Raw genomic sequence first — 14,371 nt, 5'->3', positions numbered from 1 at the left:
GATCATAATTGTCTGGTATATCCAAGCAGGCTAATTTTTTGCCTTGTAGTAGTTCTTTATATTTTTTCGATACTTTATTTTTGTGGGACTTTTCCATGACAAAAATAACATCAGCCCACTCGATGAGATCGCCAGACAAAGGTGTCTCAGCATCCAGGTTGGTGCCGCATCCGATAGCGTTAACACCGTCATATTCAGAGAATACTTCTTCGGCTGTAGGACTACGCAATCTATTTTCTGAACAAACGAATAAAAGGTTCATATTTCTTTAAGTACATAACACCCTGCTTAGGGGCGCAAACACGGCGGCTATAATCGGAACGAAGTGACACAGCCGCCGTGTTTGTGTCCCAGCGAGCCCGCGAGCGGCTACAGCAGATTGTTATGTTGCGGGTAAATACATCCTTGTGCAAACTTTCCGGCTAAATACGCACTTGGCACAACGAAACATAAAAGCAAAAATTCAAGTGCTAATGCACCTTGTGAATTTACTGTACCGGCTAAGAATAGCATTACTAAAAACGACAATACATAGTGAGCAATTGCTGCGACAATCAAGTTAAGTAAAGTTCTATAACGCTGTTTGAATGCAAAGACTGACAGAGCGAAGAAAATAACTACAGAGTTCGAAACAAGCTGGAATGTAAATGAATTCATAAATTCGAACTTCCAAAATACGCTAGCAATACCGAGAATGATTTGGATTATTGCGATGCCGAAAATGGTTTTAAATATACCAGTGAAATTCATGCAGTTCCTTTGCAACATAACTTTTAAATAAGGGGCGCAGGCATGTGGGGCATAATGGCGAAGCCGCCCTGCGTGTCTGCGTCCCAGCGAACGAAGTGAGTGACTTAATTTTTTTGTTAGGTGCCATAATACCGCCGAACTTCATTGAATGAAAAAAGATAGACCGCAGCGGCAACTGGAACTATTAAGAAAAATACTAATGCGTAAAAATCTCTTTCTTCTACCGCTGGCATAGAAACTGCGATAGCTAAGGCGAAGCAATAGAAATGTCGAGAGTACTTTTGTTTTAAAAGAATCGATACGCCAGAGAGTGGCACTAAAAGACCGATTACAATTAACGGCACTCCGAAACCACGCTTCCATATTTCATTAAATTCTAGAACTTCACCATTGTACGTGAAAGTACCAAACATTCCGGGAACCGTGGCTTTCAAAAAAAGAAATATAAAGAAAATTGCCATTCCCGTTAAAAATTTTAAAACAGGCGGCATTTCTTTAAATGATGCGTACATACTTTGGCACCTAACACCCGCATAACGGGCAATAACACGTAGGCTAAAATTAGAGCGAAGCGACTGAGCCTACGTGTTATTGTCCCAGCGAGCCCGCGAGCGAGTTAATGCGTTTGTTAGTACCCGTAAACCCAATACTACCTAGCAACATTATTTAATTTTATTCCTATTTTTAATTATTTCACGATAGCTGAAATAGGTAAAAAATGGCGAAAGTAAATAAAAAGCTAACAGTACATCTAAAGCAAAAAGTGGGTAAATTAATTCTGCTTGGCCAATAGTGCCGCAAAAGTCCCACGAAAAGATAGAAATACATTCATAAACTGAAGTTGACCAGACATATGCAGTAAAACCGAATAAAACGCTCATTATCAAAAGACTTCTCAGCATTTTTAGATATAGCTTTTTGGATGGTTTTACTTTCAAGCTTCCTGCTCCGAGGGTACTAACTTTCCAATAACGGGCGCAGGCACGTAGGGCATAATGGCGAAGCCGCCCTGCGTGTATGCGTCCCAGCGAACGAAGTGAGTGTGTTTATTGGCTTGTTATATGCCTTGTTTATTAAACCTGATGACATCTTTGTGTAACCCATAAGACATGCTCAATCCAAGCGTGTCGTTAAAATAGAACTGAATATATCCATTATTGAGCCTAGCTTCCCAGTTACTGATATTGTCGTAGCGAGAAAGGTATAGATTTACTTTTTTCTGTCTCCCAAGGTTCCAAGACCTTCCAATGGGATCGTCGTACCAAGCACTTGAAACAATGCCATCCGTTTCATAAATAGCTACATTGTAAGCTGCATTTGAAACTTTATATTGCCTTTCCTCTTCGGACTCAAAAAAGACGGGGCTGCCAATCTTTTTTAATATAGCCAATCCATCTTCTATTGGAATGCCTAAAGGTACGTGAGGGCTTTTGAGTTTTTTAAACCAGATAATGTCCGTATTCCTTTGGCATATAACACCCGCATAACGGGCAAAAATACGTAGGCTACAATACCAAGCGAAGCGCAGGGAGCCTACGTGTTTTTGTCCCTAGCGAGCGCAGCGAGTGTTAATGCGTTTGGTATGCGCAATTTGCCACACCTGTAGCGTATTGCTACAATGTGATGGGTAACCATTAGGAGACATATTATGGCAACCGCGAGCGTAAGACTAGACCAAGATCTAGTTGAGAAAGCTACAATCATGGGAAAAGCACTAAATCGAACTATGCCAAAACAGATTGAGCATTGGGCAAAGATAGGTGAAATGATGGAAGATAACCCTGATTTGCCCTACGAATTCGTGAAACAGGCAATTATTTCCAAAGCTGAAAAAGAGGCTGGAAAATTGGAGCCTTACGATTTTGGCTAAGATTACAAGTGTTTTACAGACAGCTAATTTTAAGAGAGCAGTAAAGAAGTTACATCAGAATCAGAAAAAAGATTTGGATAAAGCCGTTAAGGAACTAATGGCCGATCCTCTTCTAGGTGAGCAGAAAAAAGGCGACCTGGCCTTTCTTCGCGTGCACAAGTTCAAGATGGTTAAGCAGTTAACCTTATTAGGCTACAGCTACGAGGATGGCACTGTAATACTTGAGTTGATTGCACTTGGCTCTCATGAAAACTTTTATCGCGATGTTAAAAAGTTATTCTGACCAATTGCGTATAACGCCCCAAGAAGGGGCAATTACACGTGGGCTATAATACGGAACGAAGTGACGGGAGCCCACGTGTAATTGTCCCGCTTACTTGGTTTGTTAGGTGCCTACTCCCGAGCCCCTAGAAGCACATTTTGAATGTCATTAATATTACTTACCAAAGTACTACCAGAATCGGTACGCATGATTGAAACCATTTTTGTAAATGCCTTCCTTTGCTCGCTAGTAGCCATAGCGGCACCAAGTACTTCAAAAGCAGAGAAAGCCTCGATTGCGTCATTAGAACCATAAAGGCAAATTCTGGCTTTTGCATCTCCAGTGCGGGCAAAAATATCCTTTTGCTCCTGACTTCCCATTTTGGGTCTAAGTTGCGCCTGATCACAAACACACTTTAAATAGTCCATGTAAGCTTTTGATTTTAATTCTCGGGAATGACGCTGATTTTCAATATGGCGAGTAAAAAAGTATTGAAGTATGGCACCGATAATTACGCCGGAAAACGCAAGTAACCCTACAGCTAATTTCATATCCATGAGTTCAAATTTCCTTTGGCACCTAGACACAATGACTCCCTGTAAAAGTGCTAGCCCCCGCATTTTCGTGGGTTAACTTTTCAGCCAGAGCCATAATTAGTTTGTTCAATACTAAATCAATTTGGAGGCTAGCATGAACAAACATAGCATGATTTTTATAGGGTTGGATACGCATAAAGAGTTTCATGAGGTTGCTTATTGTGAGGAACAGCGTGGGGCGAGTCCGGTTCATTATGGCCGTATCTCTTCTTCCAAAGTCAGTGTCAAAAAGCTGCTACGTCAGTTTGAATCTAAATATCCCGGCTCGACACTGCACGTGGTTTATGAAGCAGGACCGTGTGGTTATTGGATTTATCGGCTGATAACGAGCTTGGGGCATTGTTGCTATGTTGTGGCACCGTCTCTTATTCCAAAAAAGCCAGGAGAGCGAATTAAAACCGACCGACGGGATGCCCTTAAGCTCGTTAGGTCACTAAAGTCTGAAGACCTTACCCCCATCTATGTACCAGAGCCGGAGGACGAAGCTGTACGGGATTTATCTCGAGCTCGAGAAGCCGCAATGAAGGATTTAAAGGAAGCCAAGTACCAGCTTAAAGCGTTACTGCTTCGCAGCAACATACGCTATGAAGGCACTGCTAACTGGTCGAAGAAGCACCTTCGCTGGCTTACAGAATTGATATTGCCTCATCCGGCGCAGCAAATAGTTTTGCAGGAACAATTGCAAACCATAGAAGAGCGCATCCGTCGACTGGAAAGGCTAGATAATGAATTAACTCACCACGTTCATCAATGGCGTTATTATCCAGTAGTGAAAGCCATTCAAGCGATGCGCGGTGTTCGATTATTAGTCGCCGTTGGTGTTGTGGCGGAACTCGGTGATCTACATCGCTTCGACCACCCAAGAAAGCTCATGGCTTATCTGGGCTTAGTTCCCAGTGAACAATCATCAGGTGGAAAGCGACACTTAGGAGCCATTACCAAAGCCGGCAACGGCAGAGCAAGGCGTTTACTGATTGAAGGAGCGCATAGCTACCGGTATCCAGCGAATGTCTCTACCGAATTACAGTTAAGGCAAGAAGGTTTATCCAAAGACATTGTTGATATCGCCTGGAAAGCTCAGCTGCGTTTGTGCAAACGCTATCAGCGCATGAGTAAAAAGGGTAAACACTACAATTTAATCATTACCGCGATAGCCAGAGAAATGGCCGCATATATCTGGGCTATCGCAAAAGAAGTGGTACTTACACCGGTTAATCCAAAACTAAGGCTGAGCCGAGTACCTGCATGATAAACGAGTTTGAGCTAACGCATTCGGATCAGGCCGCGGAATGTGGCACAACCTACGAGGGCGTTATGATGGCAATCACTTAATCATGATTGATCCACGAGCCTAGACTGATGAGAAGGTGCTACGGCGGAACATGTAAGGTCAGCTCTGCTCATTCAACGAATGAGTAACCTACGAATACCAGCATACTAACCGACGACATTACTGCCTCACCCGGTGCGTTAGTTCATTTATTATGAGCGAAAAACAAAGCTAATTATGGGCTGAAAGAGTGTCAGGGAAGCGCTCGTTCAGGGTTGACAAAGGGAGTCATACCAACACCCCACTAAGGGGCGATAACACATGGGCTAAAATTAGGAACGAAGTGACGCAGCCCATGTGTTAGCGTCCCAGCGAGCAGCGCGAGTGCCTTTAGTGTTTTGTTAGTTGCCTTAGCCGAAAATATTAGCATATGTCACATATAGCCCAAACGCGATATAGCCTAAAGATATAATGGCGTTGAGAAACCAAATAAAGCGCCAAAACAAACCTGTAAAGTTAAAAGTCTTTCGTATTTTAGGGCTTAGTAGCGCAACTGTCGAAGTGATAGAGCCCAAAGCTGAGCAACAAAATAGTGGAAGCACTATAAACATTAATAAGAGGCCAGCAGCACCTGCAGATGCCCCGCTTGAGTCAGGTTCTATTGGAGCTAAGACCCAATACGATAAGCAGACCGATATAAATAAAGATAATAAACTAAGTAATTGAAGGCTTCTCATATGGCCCTTGGCAACTAACTTTCCAATAACGGGCGCAGACATGTGGGGCATAATGGCGCAGCCGCCCCGCGTGTATGCGTCCCAGCGAACGAAGTGAGTGCGTTAATTGGCTTGTTAGTTGCCACGCTGATACATCCTAGAGTAACAGCTGAGCTATACGCACAATACTCACTCACTTTTGACGAATAACTTTTTGAATAGCTCTTCTGATTTGGCGAGCCCTTCTTCAGTTAAAACAACAGACTTTGATTTGCCAACAGGGTCGTGAATATAACCTTTTTCATAAAGTCGGTCGGTGATACTCCAATCTATTTGCTTCCAAGCCCTACCAAACTTGTCGTGCAGAGTAAGGTAAAACAGAGCAAGTGCCGCTTCATCGATTTTATCTTCATCTATTTCCACTGCTGTCTCCATTTTCATATGGCTACTAACTTTTAAATAAGGGGCGCCGGCATGTGGGGTATATTGGCGAAGCCGCCCCGCATGTATGCGTCCCAGCGAACGAAGTGAGTGACTTAATTTTTTTGTTATGTGCCACGCTTATTTAATACACCACGATTCTAATTGCTTCTTATTTCTTATAATTTTAGGGTGCATTGTGCACAGTATTTCCACTTCTGATACGGTGTAATTCGTTTCTGAGGCTAAATAGGAAGTAGGAAGAAACTTGCAATTGTGTTTTTCTAAACCAGCTTCCAGTGTTTTGAAAACTTTCGGAGCCTTACAAAAGCGACGGTTAATCCACTTAAAAAGTGAAACACACATCAATACAGCCACGCCAGCAACAAATGCGCCGATGACAGAGTTGTTACTAAGCGTATTTATAAATTCCATTTTTATCCATTACCTTTAAAATCGACTAATAATCAATTCCTTGCTTTCCACCCTGACACTTTGGGCATTTACGTTGGAAAATGTCTGTACCGTTTGCCCCATAAATATTACCGCAACCCGGTGACAAACATTCCATCTTGTATGAGACGGAGTTGTGATCCGAGCCTTTTAAGCCACGAGTGCCATGATTTTTTTGATTATTCGAATTTATGTAACCAATTTGTGTTGTTTTAGCTGTTCCACTAGCCCACATTATTCAAACTCCTCTCTGGCACATAACTTTTCAATAACGGGCGCAGACATGTGGGGCATAATGGCGAAGCCGCCCCGCGTGTATGCGTCCCAGCGAACGAAGTGAGTGTGTTGATTGAGTTGTTATATGCGTACAATTTAAAACCTTTTACACATCCACTTTAATAAAAACAAACCCTAGCTACATAGAGGATGATATTTGTTTTAGGTAATTATTTATTTGCCCATCGGTAACAATAGAACCACCCAACAGGTGGAATCAAGAAGTTGAGCAAGAAGGCGTAAATGGCAACCAACCCGATATTGTCAGCCTTTCCTTTAGCAAATTTGATGGTAAGAAAAATTACAACTAAAGCGAGGATGAAGAGTGCTTGCCCCCAAAATGTAGCGTTTAGATTCATAGAATTCCTTATTGATGAGCTTCCTGAAAAGCATATAACTTTTCAATAACGGGCGCAGACACGTGGGGCATAATGGCGAAGCCGCCCCGCGTGTATGCGTCCCAGCGAACGAAGTGAGCGAGTTTATTGAGTTGTTAGGTGGCATTGTTTCCCCGAAGATATACACCAATATGGTCGCCCGAATACTTATGGTTTTTAAAGTTACCACGTTTGACAATTGGGATAGAGCCTAAAGTATTGGTTATTTGTTGTTGAAGTTCTGGAGTGCTGAACTTTGAATTTTTTGGAACAACTATAAGTGGCGTAAATAAGAAGTGAGAGAAGTCTTGATTGCCAGTTACTACGGTATATCCACTTTTTTCTAATTTGATTCTCAGGTTAGCTAACTTTGTCTTATTAACTCCGATTGAATGGAGATGAATAGTAGGTTTGGCGACTGATGTGCACCCAACTAATATAATGATAAAAAATGACAGTAGTATTGTTTTCATCCCTGACACCTAACACCCGCATAACGGGCAAAAATATGTAGGCTACAATACCAAGCGAAGCGCTGGGAGCCTACGTATTTTTGTCCCTAGCGAGCGCAGCGAGTGTTGATGCGATTGTTATACGCAATTTGCCACACCTGTAGCGCATTGCTACAATATGGTAATGAACTATTAGGAGACATATTATGGCAACCGCGAGCGTAAGACTAGACCAAGATCTAGTTGAGAAAGCTACTATTATGGGCAAAGCACTGAACCGAACTATGCCAAAACAGATTGAGCACTGGGCAAAAATAGGTGAAATGATGGAAGATAATCCTGATTTACCATACGAATTCGTGAAACAGGCAATTATTTCCAAAGCGGAAAAAGAGGCTGGAAAATTGGAGCCTTACGATTTTGGCTAAGATTACGAGTGTTTTACAGACAGCTAATTTTAAGAGAGCAGTAAAGAAGTTACATAAGAATCAGAAAAAAGACTTAGATAAAGCTGTAAAGGAACTGATGGATGATCCTCTTCTAGGTGAACAGAAAAAAGGCGACCTTGCTTTTCTTCGCGTGTACAAGTTCAAGATGGTTAAGCAGTTAACCTTATTAGGTTACAGCTACGAGGACGGCACTGTAATACTTGAATTAATAGCTCTTGGTTCTCATGAAAACTTTTACCGCGATGTTAAAAAGTTATTCTGACCTATTGCGTATAACTTTTAAATAAGGGGCGATAACACGTAGGGCATAATAACGAAGTGGCCCTGCGTGTTAGCGTCCCAGTGGGCTTTAGCCCACGACTTTATTTTTTTGTTATATTTTGCTGTTTCTTACATCGCGCACTTCTTGCATTCTCAAATGCTCCTCTATAGAGACAAGCACAGCAATAATACCAGCGAACAAAAAGATCAAAATGGACCAAACAATTACGGGCATGAATGTAATTGCATTCTGAAGTGATTCGGTGAAGGACGTCCACAGCGTTACGCCTATTCCTAAAATAAATAATAAAAACGAAAAACTAGCAGCTATTCTGGTAACTAAAAGCAATGTACTAAAATTGCGAGATTCAACAGAGGAAAATGGTTTCAATTTAAACTTCCTTGGTTAATGTACCTTTAAATATAACTTTCCGATAACGGGCGCAGACACGTGGGGCATAATGGCGAAGCCGCCCGGCGTGTCTGCGTCCCAGCGAACGAAGTGAGTGTGTTAATTGGCTTGTTAGGTGCCTTTGCCACACCAAAGCTCAAAAATATCATTATCTTCTTCTATTGCAATTGAACAAGAAGCTGCACCCGTCTTCCATCTAAAATTATATTGCCCGAATTGCTCTGTGCTACTGAAGCCGAGGGCTCCTGAGAGTGCTGAACTGACTTGCTTATTTGTATAATTGAACCCTTTTTTAGAGCATTGTACAAACAGTTCATCTGTTGCTTTATGATGACTAACATCGCAGCCATTTATTTGGTTTGGTAACGAATCTAGGTCTTCTAAGAGCTCCGGAATAGTGAATTCAGAAATGCTATTTTGTTGAATAAAGAAATTAGTTTTCATCTGAGCTTGCTTGCTACAAGCTGCAAGAGAAAGGCAGAGCAGTGAGGTCGTAAATATAATTCTATTTTTCATAACATCCTTATTAGTTTGAACAGGCACCTAACTTTTAAATAAGGGGCGATAACACGTAGGGCATAATAACGAAGTGGCCCTGCGTGTTAGCGTCCCAGTGGGCTTTAGCCCACGACTTTATTTTTTTGTTATATTTTGCTGTTTCTTACATCGCGCACTTCTTGCATTCTCAAATGCTCCTCTATAGAGACAAGCACAGCAATAATACCAGCGAACAAAAAGATCAAAATGGACCAAACAATTACGGGCATGAATGTAATTGCATTCTGAAGTGATTCGGTGAAGGACGTCCACAGCGTTACGCCTATTCCTAAAATAAATAATAAAAACGAAAAACTAGCAGCTATTCTGGTAACTAAAAGCAATGTACTAAAATTGCGAGATTCAACAGAGGAAAATGGTTTCAATTTAAACTTCCTTGGTTAATGTACCTTTAAATATAAAACTTTTCAATAACGGGCGAAGGCACGTGGGGCATAATGGCGAAGCCGCCCTGCGTGTATGCGTCCCAGCGAACGAAGTGAGCGAGTTTATTGAGTTGTTATGTACGTGCCAATTACAACCGTACAAACCTTGGGACCTTACTTTTTAAAAGGCGAACAAGTTCGGGCTGCATGCGCTCGTAGTTGTCTGGTATGTCTAAGCACGCCAGTTTTTTACCTTTGAGTAAATCTTTGTACTTTTTGGCAACTTTGTTTCTGTGAGTTTTTTCCATAACTAAAATGGCGTCGGCCCATTCTATAAGGTCGCCTGAAAGCGGTGTTTCGGCATCTGCATTTGTGCCGCACCCGATTGCGTTGACCCCTTCATATTGAGAAAAGACTTCTTCACCGGTTGGGCTACGCAAACGATTTTCTGAACAAACAAATAATAGGTTCATATTTCCTTAAGTACATAACTTTCCAATAACGGGCGCAGACATGTGGGGCATAATGGCGCAGCCGCCCCGCGTGTATGCGTCCCAGCGAACGTAGTGAGTGCGTTTATTGGCTTGTTAGGTGCGCTCACGCCAAGACCCCATTTAGCAGCATACTAGGCATAAAAAAGTAAAAAGCCAATAAGCCCGAACTTGTAAATAGAAGTGCGGCTGCACAAAAAGAAGCTTGTACGAAGAAAACGGAAGGTTTAGCAGATGCACTATGTCTCAAAGCCACTATTGAGGTTTGTAAACATTCTTTAATTGCTTGGTATTTTGTTGAGAACCAAGAAATGATGGGAGCTAGGCTAGCAAAAACGAGAGCAAATGCGACTTCCATACCACCTAATTGAACTAAGAAGGCTATCTCTGGCAAAACTGCCGCCGCAACAACCATTGCGATACCGATAACTGCGCGTTGTAGATTAGTTAATTCATTCCATGATTTCATAATTTTTCCTTTTAGCACCTAACATTAAGCTAAGCGGCGCATTTGCGTGGGGCATAATGGCGAAGCCGCCCCGCGTAAATGCGTCCGAGCGACCGAAGGGAGTGGTCTTAAGCGCCTTGTTATAAGCAGAGCCAGTTCCTTTGGTCTTTTTAAAAACTAATGAAGCCAGCATACGATTGATTGTTAACACAAACAAGCAAAACGACGGTGCAGTAAAGGTTTTGATTTGACAGAAGCTAGCCGCCAGTTGGACTATCCAGTGTAATGGCGCTTGCGAGGTTCAGCTAATATCTTGGCGATAAAGCGCCTATTACACCACCTTTGAAGTGAAAGCGGCGGATTTAAACCTACCACAAGCCAGAGCGATGCTAATTAGAAAAGGTTAGGGCAGTTGTACTGAGATTTAGATTAAGCCAAATGGAGTTTAGGCTGACGCCTTATAACGCTGCGCTCACCGGAAAATTAGGAGCGTAGTGAGTAATTTTTCCGAGTGCAGCGCCTTGTTAGATTTTGCTCTGACTAATTACCAGAAACTTCTAAATGTTGGACCACGTCGATTCGAAAACCTGCCGGGTCTTCCAGGATAAAATGTACCTGTCCCCAAACTTCTTCTTTGAGCTCCATAGCCATCGTCAAATCCATTTTTTGTGCTTCGGCATAGGCGTGAGCTGCATCTTTAACTTCTAGTGATATCACATAGCCATCGGGAGACATTAATGGTCGAAGAAAGTCTGGCTGGCTTGCGTGCTCTGGCATCAAGAAGCCAAGCTGAACACCTGAATTGGGTGACACCAAATGCAAGTAAAAGTCAGCGTCGTAAAATACGGCATTAAAGCCAAACACGGATTCATAGAATGCTTTCACCGCTTCTAAATTTGCCGTTACCATCACAGGAAACATCGCGTCTATTTCAATCATATTATTAACCTCTTACCGTTGATTAGATGAATAACATTATTCTTCACTCAGAAGAGCAGTGATTGTATAAAACGGACATTTTTCTGAACTGTGTCGGTGTGACTCCAGACAAACGTTTAAATTCGCGCACAAAATGGGGCTGGTCGTAGTAATGATCTAGGTAGGCCTTGCTGTGTTGCGGTGCATTCATCGCTTTGAGAGCACTCTGAAATCTTAGCACCTTGCCAAAATCTTTGGGAAGTAAGCCAACGTGCTGTTTGGCCAACCGTCTAAGCTGACGTGCAGACACACCAAATTCAGAGCTCCGGCTATCTGACAGGTCAAGATTAGAGCTGACATTTTCGTAACAGTATCGAATGTAACGAGCTAGGCGAGGGTCAACGTTGGCAAACGTTATGGCAGAAAGTATTACTGCCGACAAGCTATTGCAGCGCTTATCAAAGCTCTTTGCATTATTAATGACTTCAAATACAGAGTAAACGACATCTGCGGGTAATAAGTCTTCCGCCTTTACACTACCAGCCTCACCCCATTCCCCTAAAGGCACAGAGATCAAGCCTTTATGCCCTAGAATTCGAAAACGAATACCAAAAAAAGACGCTGGGCCATCGATATGAAATAAAGTAGATGAGAGAAATGGCGGAATAAGAAAATTATCGTCGAAGCAATCTAGATTGATGATCCAATCAACACAGTTATCCGGCACACTATGGTATTGAAACTGGCCTTTGGGGACTGTGAGCTGCCAATACGATTGCACCCAACGATTTAACGGCGGCAATATCTGCCACGTTTTATAGGCGCGGTCGTCAGCGACTTTTCCTTGAATCGGGTTATACTCTAAAAACATTTTAGTATTGATATACAAAACATAAGCTTTTCTGGCTACCAGCCCTCGAGAAATCTAACACCCACATAAGGGGCAGTAACACGTGGGCTAAAATCCGAGCGAAGCGACAGAGCCCACGTGTTACTGTCCCAGCGAAGCGGCTTAATGTGTTTGTTATGTGCGCAGTTTGATAAAAGCCAAGTATTTTTGGCGGTGTAAGATGACGTATATAAACAAAGTTAATGTGATGCCAAGAATAAACCAATACCAATTTGCAAACAGCGCAAAAGGAAGAAAACCGCATGCAAATGCAAAAGCTAGTTTATGGAGCCATGGCCATTGAACATATGTGACTTGAAATAAATGAGGCTTGTTGATGTAGAGAGCCGTTAGTCCGACAATAAATATTGAGAAGGTTATATACCCAATAATTAACCAATCCATGTTCTGTTCCCTATTACTATTGTTCTGCTTTTGAACAATAGCACATTGTTCGCTGAAAAGTGTAGAAGCACATAACACCTAAATATGGGGCACAAACAGGCAGGCTACAATGGCGAAGCCGCCTGCATGTTTGTGTCCCAGCCCGCCTGCGGGCGACATGATTTTTTTGTTATGTTACTCAACGTTAAGACATCCCTGAACTATTTTGTTCGCCAATTAACCATTTGAAAAGCGCACTCTAGTGAGTTAAATGATAAAGGCTAAACGAAAAAGCCCAAACTAAAAATGCAATTCCTAAAAGGGCCAAAACACCTTTAGATCTTCCAAGAGAGACACTAACTCCACATACGGGGCATTTGTAATGGGAATAATTACCCGGAACTTTGACTTCCGTTGGGTGTATAGAGCAACCACACTTTTTACATCTGAAACTCAATTGATGTTCCTTGCAACATAACAATTTAATCGTTCCCTAAACGGGGCGATTTAACGAACCAGAACGGGGTTTTTGTCCGTTTGGTTATAAATATGATTAAACCATAACCTATCGAAAGGATTAGTAAAATACGTTTTTGGTGTATTTTACTCAAAAGCTAAAAACACCAAATCGGGTTGCAGGTGAATTTGGGATATTTCGTGAGAGCCTTTGCAACAAAACAGTTACTAAAGTCAGTTATCTCGTTGCAATTTATTAAATAGACTTCTTTTATTTTGGAGTCGAATATGAAGTCTCAGTTTATTAAATCCCTGTACGAGCACATGATGCTCAAGCGCTATGCAAAACGTACTATACAAACCTACATAAACTGGATTTCAGACTACATTCGTTTTCACAAATTACAGCATCCTAAGGACCTCGATGTTCTGCATGTTGAAGCATACCTTACGCATCTATCTACCAAGCGAAAAAATGCGCGGTCTACACAAGCCACAGCACTTAATGCATTGGTCTTCCTGTACAACAAGTATTTAGAACAGCCACTCCCTTCTGACATGAATTTTGTAGGAAGCGGAAGGGAAAGAAAGCTGCCAGTTGTGCTAACCCAGTTAGAAGTAAAAGCATTGCTTGGTAGGGTGCCTACCCATCATTACTTAGCAGTAGCACTTCTTTATGGCAGTGGCCTTCGATTAATGGAGTGCGTGCGTCTTAGAACGGGAGATATAGACTTCGACTACAAGTGTGTGAGGATTTGGTTTGGGAAAGGTGGCAAGCATCGAGTGGTAACGCTGTCAGAATCACTGATCCCACTTTTAAAAAATCATATCAGTGAAAGTGAAAAACTTTTGCAACGAGATTTGATGGTGCCAGACTTTGCTGGTGCTTGGATTCCACATGGGTTGAGGAAAAAGTATCAACAGCGCAATAAAACGCTGGAATGGCAGTATTTGTTTCCTGCATCAAAGTTAAGTATCGATCCAGAAAGCAAGCTATTACGGCGTCATCATATAGATGAAAAACAGATACAGCGCGCGGTAAGTCGTGCTTCAGGTGATGCGGGAATAATTAAGCATGTTACGCCACACACGCTTCGTCACTCATTTGCTACGCATTTACTGCAATCAGGTGCAGACATCAGAACAGTGCAAGACCAACTAGGTCACGCCGATGTTAGAACTACTCAAATCTATACCCATATACTTCAACAAGGGGCTAATGGTGTTGTCAGCCCACTTTCTAATTTAGCGTTTTAGTTTTCTTGTTCACGGAAACAAAAAAGGGCCCGAAGGCCCTT

At 42.2% G+C, this 14,371-nt stretch carries 23 protein-coding genes; 7 read left to right on the top strand and 16 right to left on the bottom strand.

Annotated elements, in window-relative coordinates; genetic code table 11:
- The 4 genes from ACFI6J_RS20510 to ACFI6J_RS20495 form a co-directional block, all read right to left on the bottom strand.
- Window positions 1-229: phosphotyrosine protein phosphatase (locus tag ACFI6J_RS20510; RefSeq protein ID WP_462586357.1), on the bottom strand; the 229-nt coding region annotated here is incomplete at its 3' end.
- Between the two features lie 140 nt (window positions 230-369).
- Window positions 370-750 (bottom strand): hypothetical protein, encoded by a 381-nt coding sequence (locus ACFI6J_RS20505; protein WP_462586356.1) that lies wholly within the window; start codon window positions 748-750, stop codon window positions 370-372.
- Window positions 751-866: 116 nt separating this feature from the next.
- The gene (locus tag ACFI6J_RS20500) at window positions 867-1,262 is read right to left on the bottom strand and encodes a hypothetical protein (RefSeq protein ID WP_462586355.1); all 396 of its coding nucleotides are present in this window, start codon (window positions 1,260-1,262) and stop codon (window positions 867-869) included.
- A 545-nt stretch (window positions 1,263-1,807) separates the two neighbouring features.
- Complete coding sequence (locus ACFI6J_RS20495) at window positions 1,808-2,140, bottom strand: hypothetical protein (RefSeq protein ID WP_462586354.1); 333 nt, start codon at window positions 2,138-2,140, stop codon at window positions 1,808-1,810.
- Between the two features lie 258 nt (window positions 2,141-2,398).
- On the opposite strand from ACFI6J_RS20495, the gene ACFI6J_RS20490 reads away from it, so the two are divergent.
- Both ACFI6J_RS20490 and ACFI6J_RS20485 read left to right on the top strand, forming a co-directional pair.
- On the top strand, window positions 2,399-2,620 hold the full coding sequence (locus ACFI6J_RS20490; RefSeq protein WP_012518669.1) for a TA system antitoxin ParD family protein: 222 nt from the start codon (window positions 2,399-2,401) through the stop codon (window positions 2,618-2,620).
- Entirely contained in the window at window positions 2,613-2,903 is a 291-nt protein-coding gene (locus ACFI6J_RS20485; protein WP_159120624.1) for a type II toxin-antitoxin system RelE/ParE family toxin, read from the top strand. The genes ACFI6J_RS20490 and ACFI6J_RS20485 overlap by 8 nt, the downstream gene beginning before the upstream one ends.
- Before the next feature lie 110 nt (window positions 2,904-3,013).
- Here ACFI6J_RS20485 and ACFI6J_RS20480 read toward each other — a convergent pair whose 3' ends face one another.
- The gene (locus ACFI6J_RS20480; protein WP_462586353.1) at window positions 3,014-3,439 is read right to left on the bottom strand and encodes a hypothetical protein; all 426 of its coding nucleotides are present in this window, start codon (window positions 3,437-3,439) and stop codon (window positions 3,014-3,016) included.
- A gap of 133 nt (window positions 3,440-3,572) precedes the next feature.
- On the opposite strand from ACFI6J_RS20480, the gene ACFI6J_RS20475 reads away from it, so the two are divergent.
- Both ACFI6J_RS20475 and ACFI6J_RS20470 read left to right on the top strand, forming a co-directional pair.
- Window positions 3,573-4,727 (top strand): IS110 family RNA-guided transposase, encoded by a 1,155-nt coding sequence (locus ACFI6J_RS20475; RefSeq protein WP_061439346.1) that lies wholly within the window; start codon window positions 3,573-3,575, stop codon window positions 4,725-4,727.
- A 492-nt stretch (window positions 4,728-5,219) separates the two neighbouring features.
- Window positions 5,220-5,474, top strand: coding sequence for a hypothetical protein (locus ACFI6J_RS20470; RefSeq protein ID WP_061439348.1), 255 nt, complete (start codon window positions 5,220-5,222; stop codon window positions 5,472-5,474).
- 179 nt (window positions 5,475-5,653) lie between these two features.
- Here ACFI6J_RS20470 and ACFI6J_RS20465 read toward each other — a convergent pair whose 3' ends face one another.
- The 3 genes from ACFI6J_RS20465 to ACFI6J_RS20455 all read right to left on the bottom strand — a co-directional run bounded on the left by ACFI6J_RS20465 (window position 5,654) and on the right by ACFI6J_RS20455 (window position 7,463).
- A complete protein-coding gene (locus tag ACFI6J_RS20465) occupies window positions 5,654-5,887 on the bottom strand; it encodes a DUF6429 family protein (protein ID WP_044056436.1) in 234 nt (77 codons plus the stop codon).
- Between the two features lie 138 nt (window positions 5,888-6,025).
- On the bottom strand, window positions 6,026-6,319 hold the full coding sequence (locus tag ACFI6J_RS20460; RefSeq protein WP_061439350.1) for a hypothetical protein: 294 nt from the start codon (window positions 6,317-6,319) through the stop codon (window positions 6,026-6,028).
- Between the two features lie 787 nt (window positions 6,320-7,106).
- Window positions 7,107-7,463, bottom strand: coding sequence for a hypothetical protein (locus ACFI6J_RS20455; protein ID WP_061439353.1), 357 nt, complete (start codon window positions 7,461-7,463; stop codon window positions 7,107-7,109).
- A 185-nt stretch (window positions 7,464-7,648) separates the two neighbouring features.
- Between ACFI6J_RS20455 and ACFI6J_RS20450 the strand changes: the two genes are divergently transcribed.
- Both ACFI6J_RS20450 and ACFI6J_RS20445 read left to right on the top strand, forming a co-directional pair.
- Window positions 7,649-7,870: a TA system antitoxin ParD family protein gene (locus ACFI6J_RS20450; RefSeq protein ID WP_012518669.1), complete on the top strand. Its 222-nt coding sequence runs from the start codon at window positions 7,649-7,651 to the stop codon at window positions 7,868-7,870.
- The gene (locus ACFI6J_RS20445; protein ID WP_061439355.1) at window positions 7,863-8,153 is read left to right on the top strand and encodes a type II toxin-antitoxin system RelE/ParE family toxin; all 291 of its coding nucleotides are present in this window, start codon (window positions 7,863-7,865) and stop codon (window positions 8,151-8,153) included. Before ACFI6J_RS20450 ends, ACFI6J_RS20445 begins: the two co-directional genes overlap by 8 nt.
- Window positions 8,154-8,264: 111 nt before the next feature.
- On the opposite strand, the gene ACFI6J_RS20440 is transcribed toward ACFI6J_RS20445, so the two are convergent.
- From ACFI6J_RS20440 to ACFI6J_RS20405, 8 genes are all read right to left on the bottom strand, one after another.
- A complete protein-coding gene (locus ACFI6J_RS20440; protein WP_061439357.1) occupies window positions 8,265-8,543 on the bottom strand; it encodes a hypothetical protein in 279 nt (92 codons plus the stop codon).
- 132 nt (window positions 8,544-8,675) lie between these two features.
- Complete coding sequence (locus ACFI6J_RS20435; RefSeq protein WP_158511548.1) at window positions 8,676-9,080, bottom strand: hypothetical protein; 405 nt, start codon at window positions 9,078-9,080, stop codon at window positions 8,676-8,678.
- Between the two features lie 128 nt (window positions 9,081-9,208).
- Window positions 9,209-9,487 carry a hypothetical protein gene (locus tag ACFI6J_RS20430; RefSeq protein ID WP_061439357.1) on the bottom strand — a complete coding sequence of 93 codons (279 nt, stop codon included), beginning with the start codon at window positions 9,485-9,487 and terminating at the stop codon, window positions 9,209-9,211.
- A 149-nt stretch (window positions 9,488-9,636) separates the two neighbouring features.
- Window positions 9,637-9,960, bottom strand: a complete 324-nt coding sequence (locus tag ACFI6J_RS20425; protein WP_061439362.1) for a low molecular weight protein tyrosine phosphatase family protein — start codon at window positions 9,958-9,960, stop codon at window positions 9,637-9,639.
- A gap of 124 nt (window positions 9,961-10,084) precedes the next feature.
- Window positions 10,085-10,447: a hypothetical protein gene (locus ACFI6J_RS20420; protein ID WP_159582046.1), complete on the bottom strand. Its 363-nt coding sequence runs from the start codon at window positions 10,445-10,447 to the stop codon at window positions 10,085-10,087.
- Window positions 10,448-10,966: 519 nt separating this feature from the next.
- The gene (locus ACFI6J_RS20415) at window positions 10,967-11,365 is read right to left on the bottom strand and encodes a VOC family protein (protein WP_371343094.1); all 399 of its coding nucleotides are present in this window, start codon (window positions 11,363-11,365) and stop codon (window positions 10,967-10,969) included.
- 43 nt (window positions 11,366-11,408) lie between these two features.
- Entirely contained in the window at window positions 11,409-12,215 is an 807-nt protein-coding gene (locus tag ACFI6J_RS20410) for a helix-turn-helix domain-containing protein (protein WP_462586352.1), read from the bottom strand.
- A gap of 153 nt (window positions 12,216-12,368) precedes the next feature.
- A complete protein-coding gene (locus tag ACFI6J_RS20405; RefSeq protein WP_156078433.1) occupies window positions 12,369-12,638 on the bottom strand; it encodes a hypothetical protein in 270 nt (89 codons plus the stop codon).
- A gap of 723 nt (window positions 12,639-13,361) precedes the next feature.
- Here ACFI6J_RS20405 and ACFI6J_RS20400 point away from each other — a divergent pair.
- Complete coding sequence (locus ACFI6J_RS20400) at window positions 13,362-14,330, top strand: integron integrase (RefSeq protein WP_061439372.1); 969 nt, start codon at window positions 13,362-13,364, stop codon at window positions 14,328-14,330.
- Window positions 14,331-14,371: the final 41 nt, after the last annotated feature.

The sequence above is a fragment of the Alteromonas sp. G4i13 genome, from assembly GCF_054960505.1.
The sequence above is the reverse complement of the archived record's forward strand: the minus strand, read 5'-3'. Positions and strand labels throughout refer to the sequence as shown.

What these genes read in the sequence shown, in the direction of transcription:
- ACFI6J_RS20500 (WP_462586355.1), bottom strand. Translation starts at nt 1,262, where the DNA reads ATGTACGCATCATTTAAAGAAATGCCGCCTGTTTTAAAATTTTTAACG.
- ACFI6J_RS20405 (WP_156078433.1), bottom strand. Translation starts at nt 12,638, where the DNA reads ATGGATTGGTTAATTATTGGGTATATAACCTTCTCAATATTTATTGTC.
- ACFI6J_RS20425 (WP_061439362.1), bottom strand. Translation starts at nt 9,960, where the DNA reads ATGAACCTATTATTTGTTTGTTCAGAAAATCGTTTGCGTAGCCCAACC.
- ACFI6J_RS20410 (WP_462586352.1), bottom strand. Translation starts at nt 12,215, where the DNA reads ATGTTTTTAGAGTATAACCCGATTCAAGGAAAAGTCGCTGACGACCGC.
- ACFI6J_RS20415 (WP_371343094.1), bottom strand. Translation starts at nt 11,365, where the DNA reads ATGATTGAAATAGACGCGATGTTTCCTGTGATGGTAACGGCAAATTTA.
- ACFI6J_RS20460 (WP_061439350.1), bottom strand. Translation starts at nt 6,319, where the DNA reads ATGGAATTTATAAATACGCTTAGTAACAACTCTGTCATCGGCGCATTT.
- ACFI6J_RS20450 (WP_012518669.1), top strand. Translation starts at nt 7,649, where the DNA reads ATGGCAACCGCGAGCGTAAGACTAGACCAAGATCTAGTTGAGAAAGCT.
- ACFI6J_RS20470 (WP_061439348.1), top strand. Translation starts at nt 5,220, where the DNA reads ATGGCGTTGAGAAACCAAATAAAGCGCCAAAACAAACCTGTAAAGTTA.
- ACFI6J_RS20490 (WP_012518669.1), top strand. Translation starts at nt 2,399, where the DNA reads ATGGCAACCGCGAGCGTAAGACTAGACCAAGATCTAGTTGAGAAAGCT.
- ACFI6J_RS20475 (WP_061439346.1), top strand. Translation starts at nt 3,573, where the DNA reads ATGAACAAACATAGCATGATTTTTATAGGGTTGGATACGCATAAAGAG.
- ACFI6J_RS20400 (WP_061439372.1), top strand. Translation starts at nt 13,362, where the DNA reads ATGAAGTCTCAGTTTATTAAATCCCTGTACGAGCACATGATGCTCAAG.
- ACFI6J_RS20455 (WP_061439353.1), bottom strand. Translation starts at nt 7,463, where the DNA reads ATGAAAACAATACTACTGTCATTTTTTATCATTATATTAGTTGGGTGC.
- ACFI6J_RS20480 (WP_462586353.1), bottom strand. Translation starts at nt 3,439, where the DNA reads ATGGATATGAAATTAGCTGTAGGGTTACTTGCGTTTTCCGGCGTAATT.
- ACFI6J_RS20505 (WP_462586356.1), bottom strand. Translation starts at nt 750, where the DNA reads ATGAATTTCACTGGTATATTTAAAACCATTTTCGGCATCGCAATAATC.
- ACFI6J_RS20435 (WP_158511548.1), bottom strand. Translation starts at nt 9,080, where the DNA reads ATGAAAAATAGAATTATATTTACGACCTCACTGCTCTGCCTTTCTCTT.
- ACFI6J_RS20420 (WP_159582046.1), bottom strand. Translation starts at nt 10,447, where the DNA reads ATGAAATCATGGAATGAATTAACTAATCTACAACGCGCAGTTATCGGT.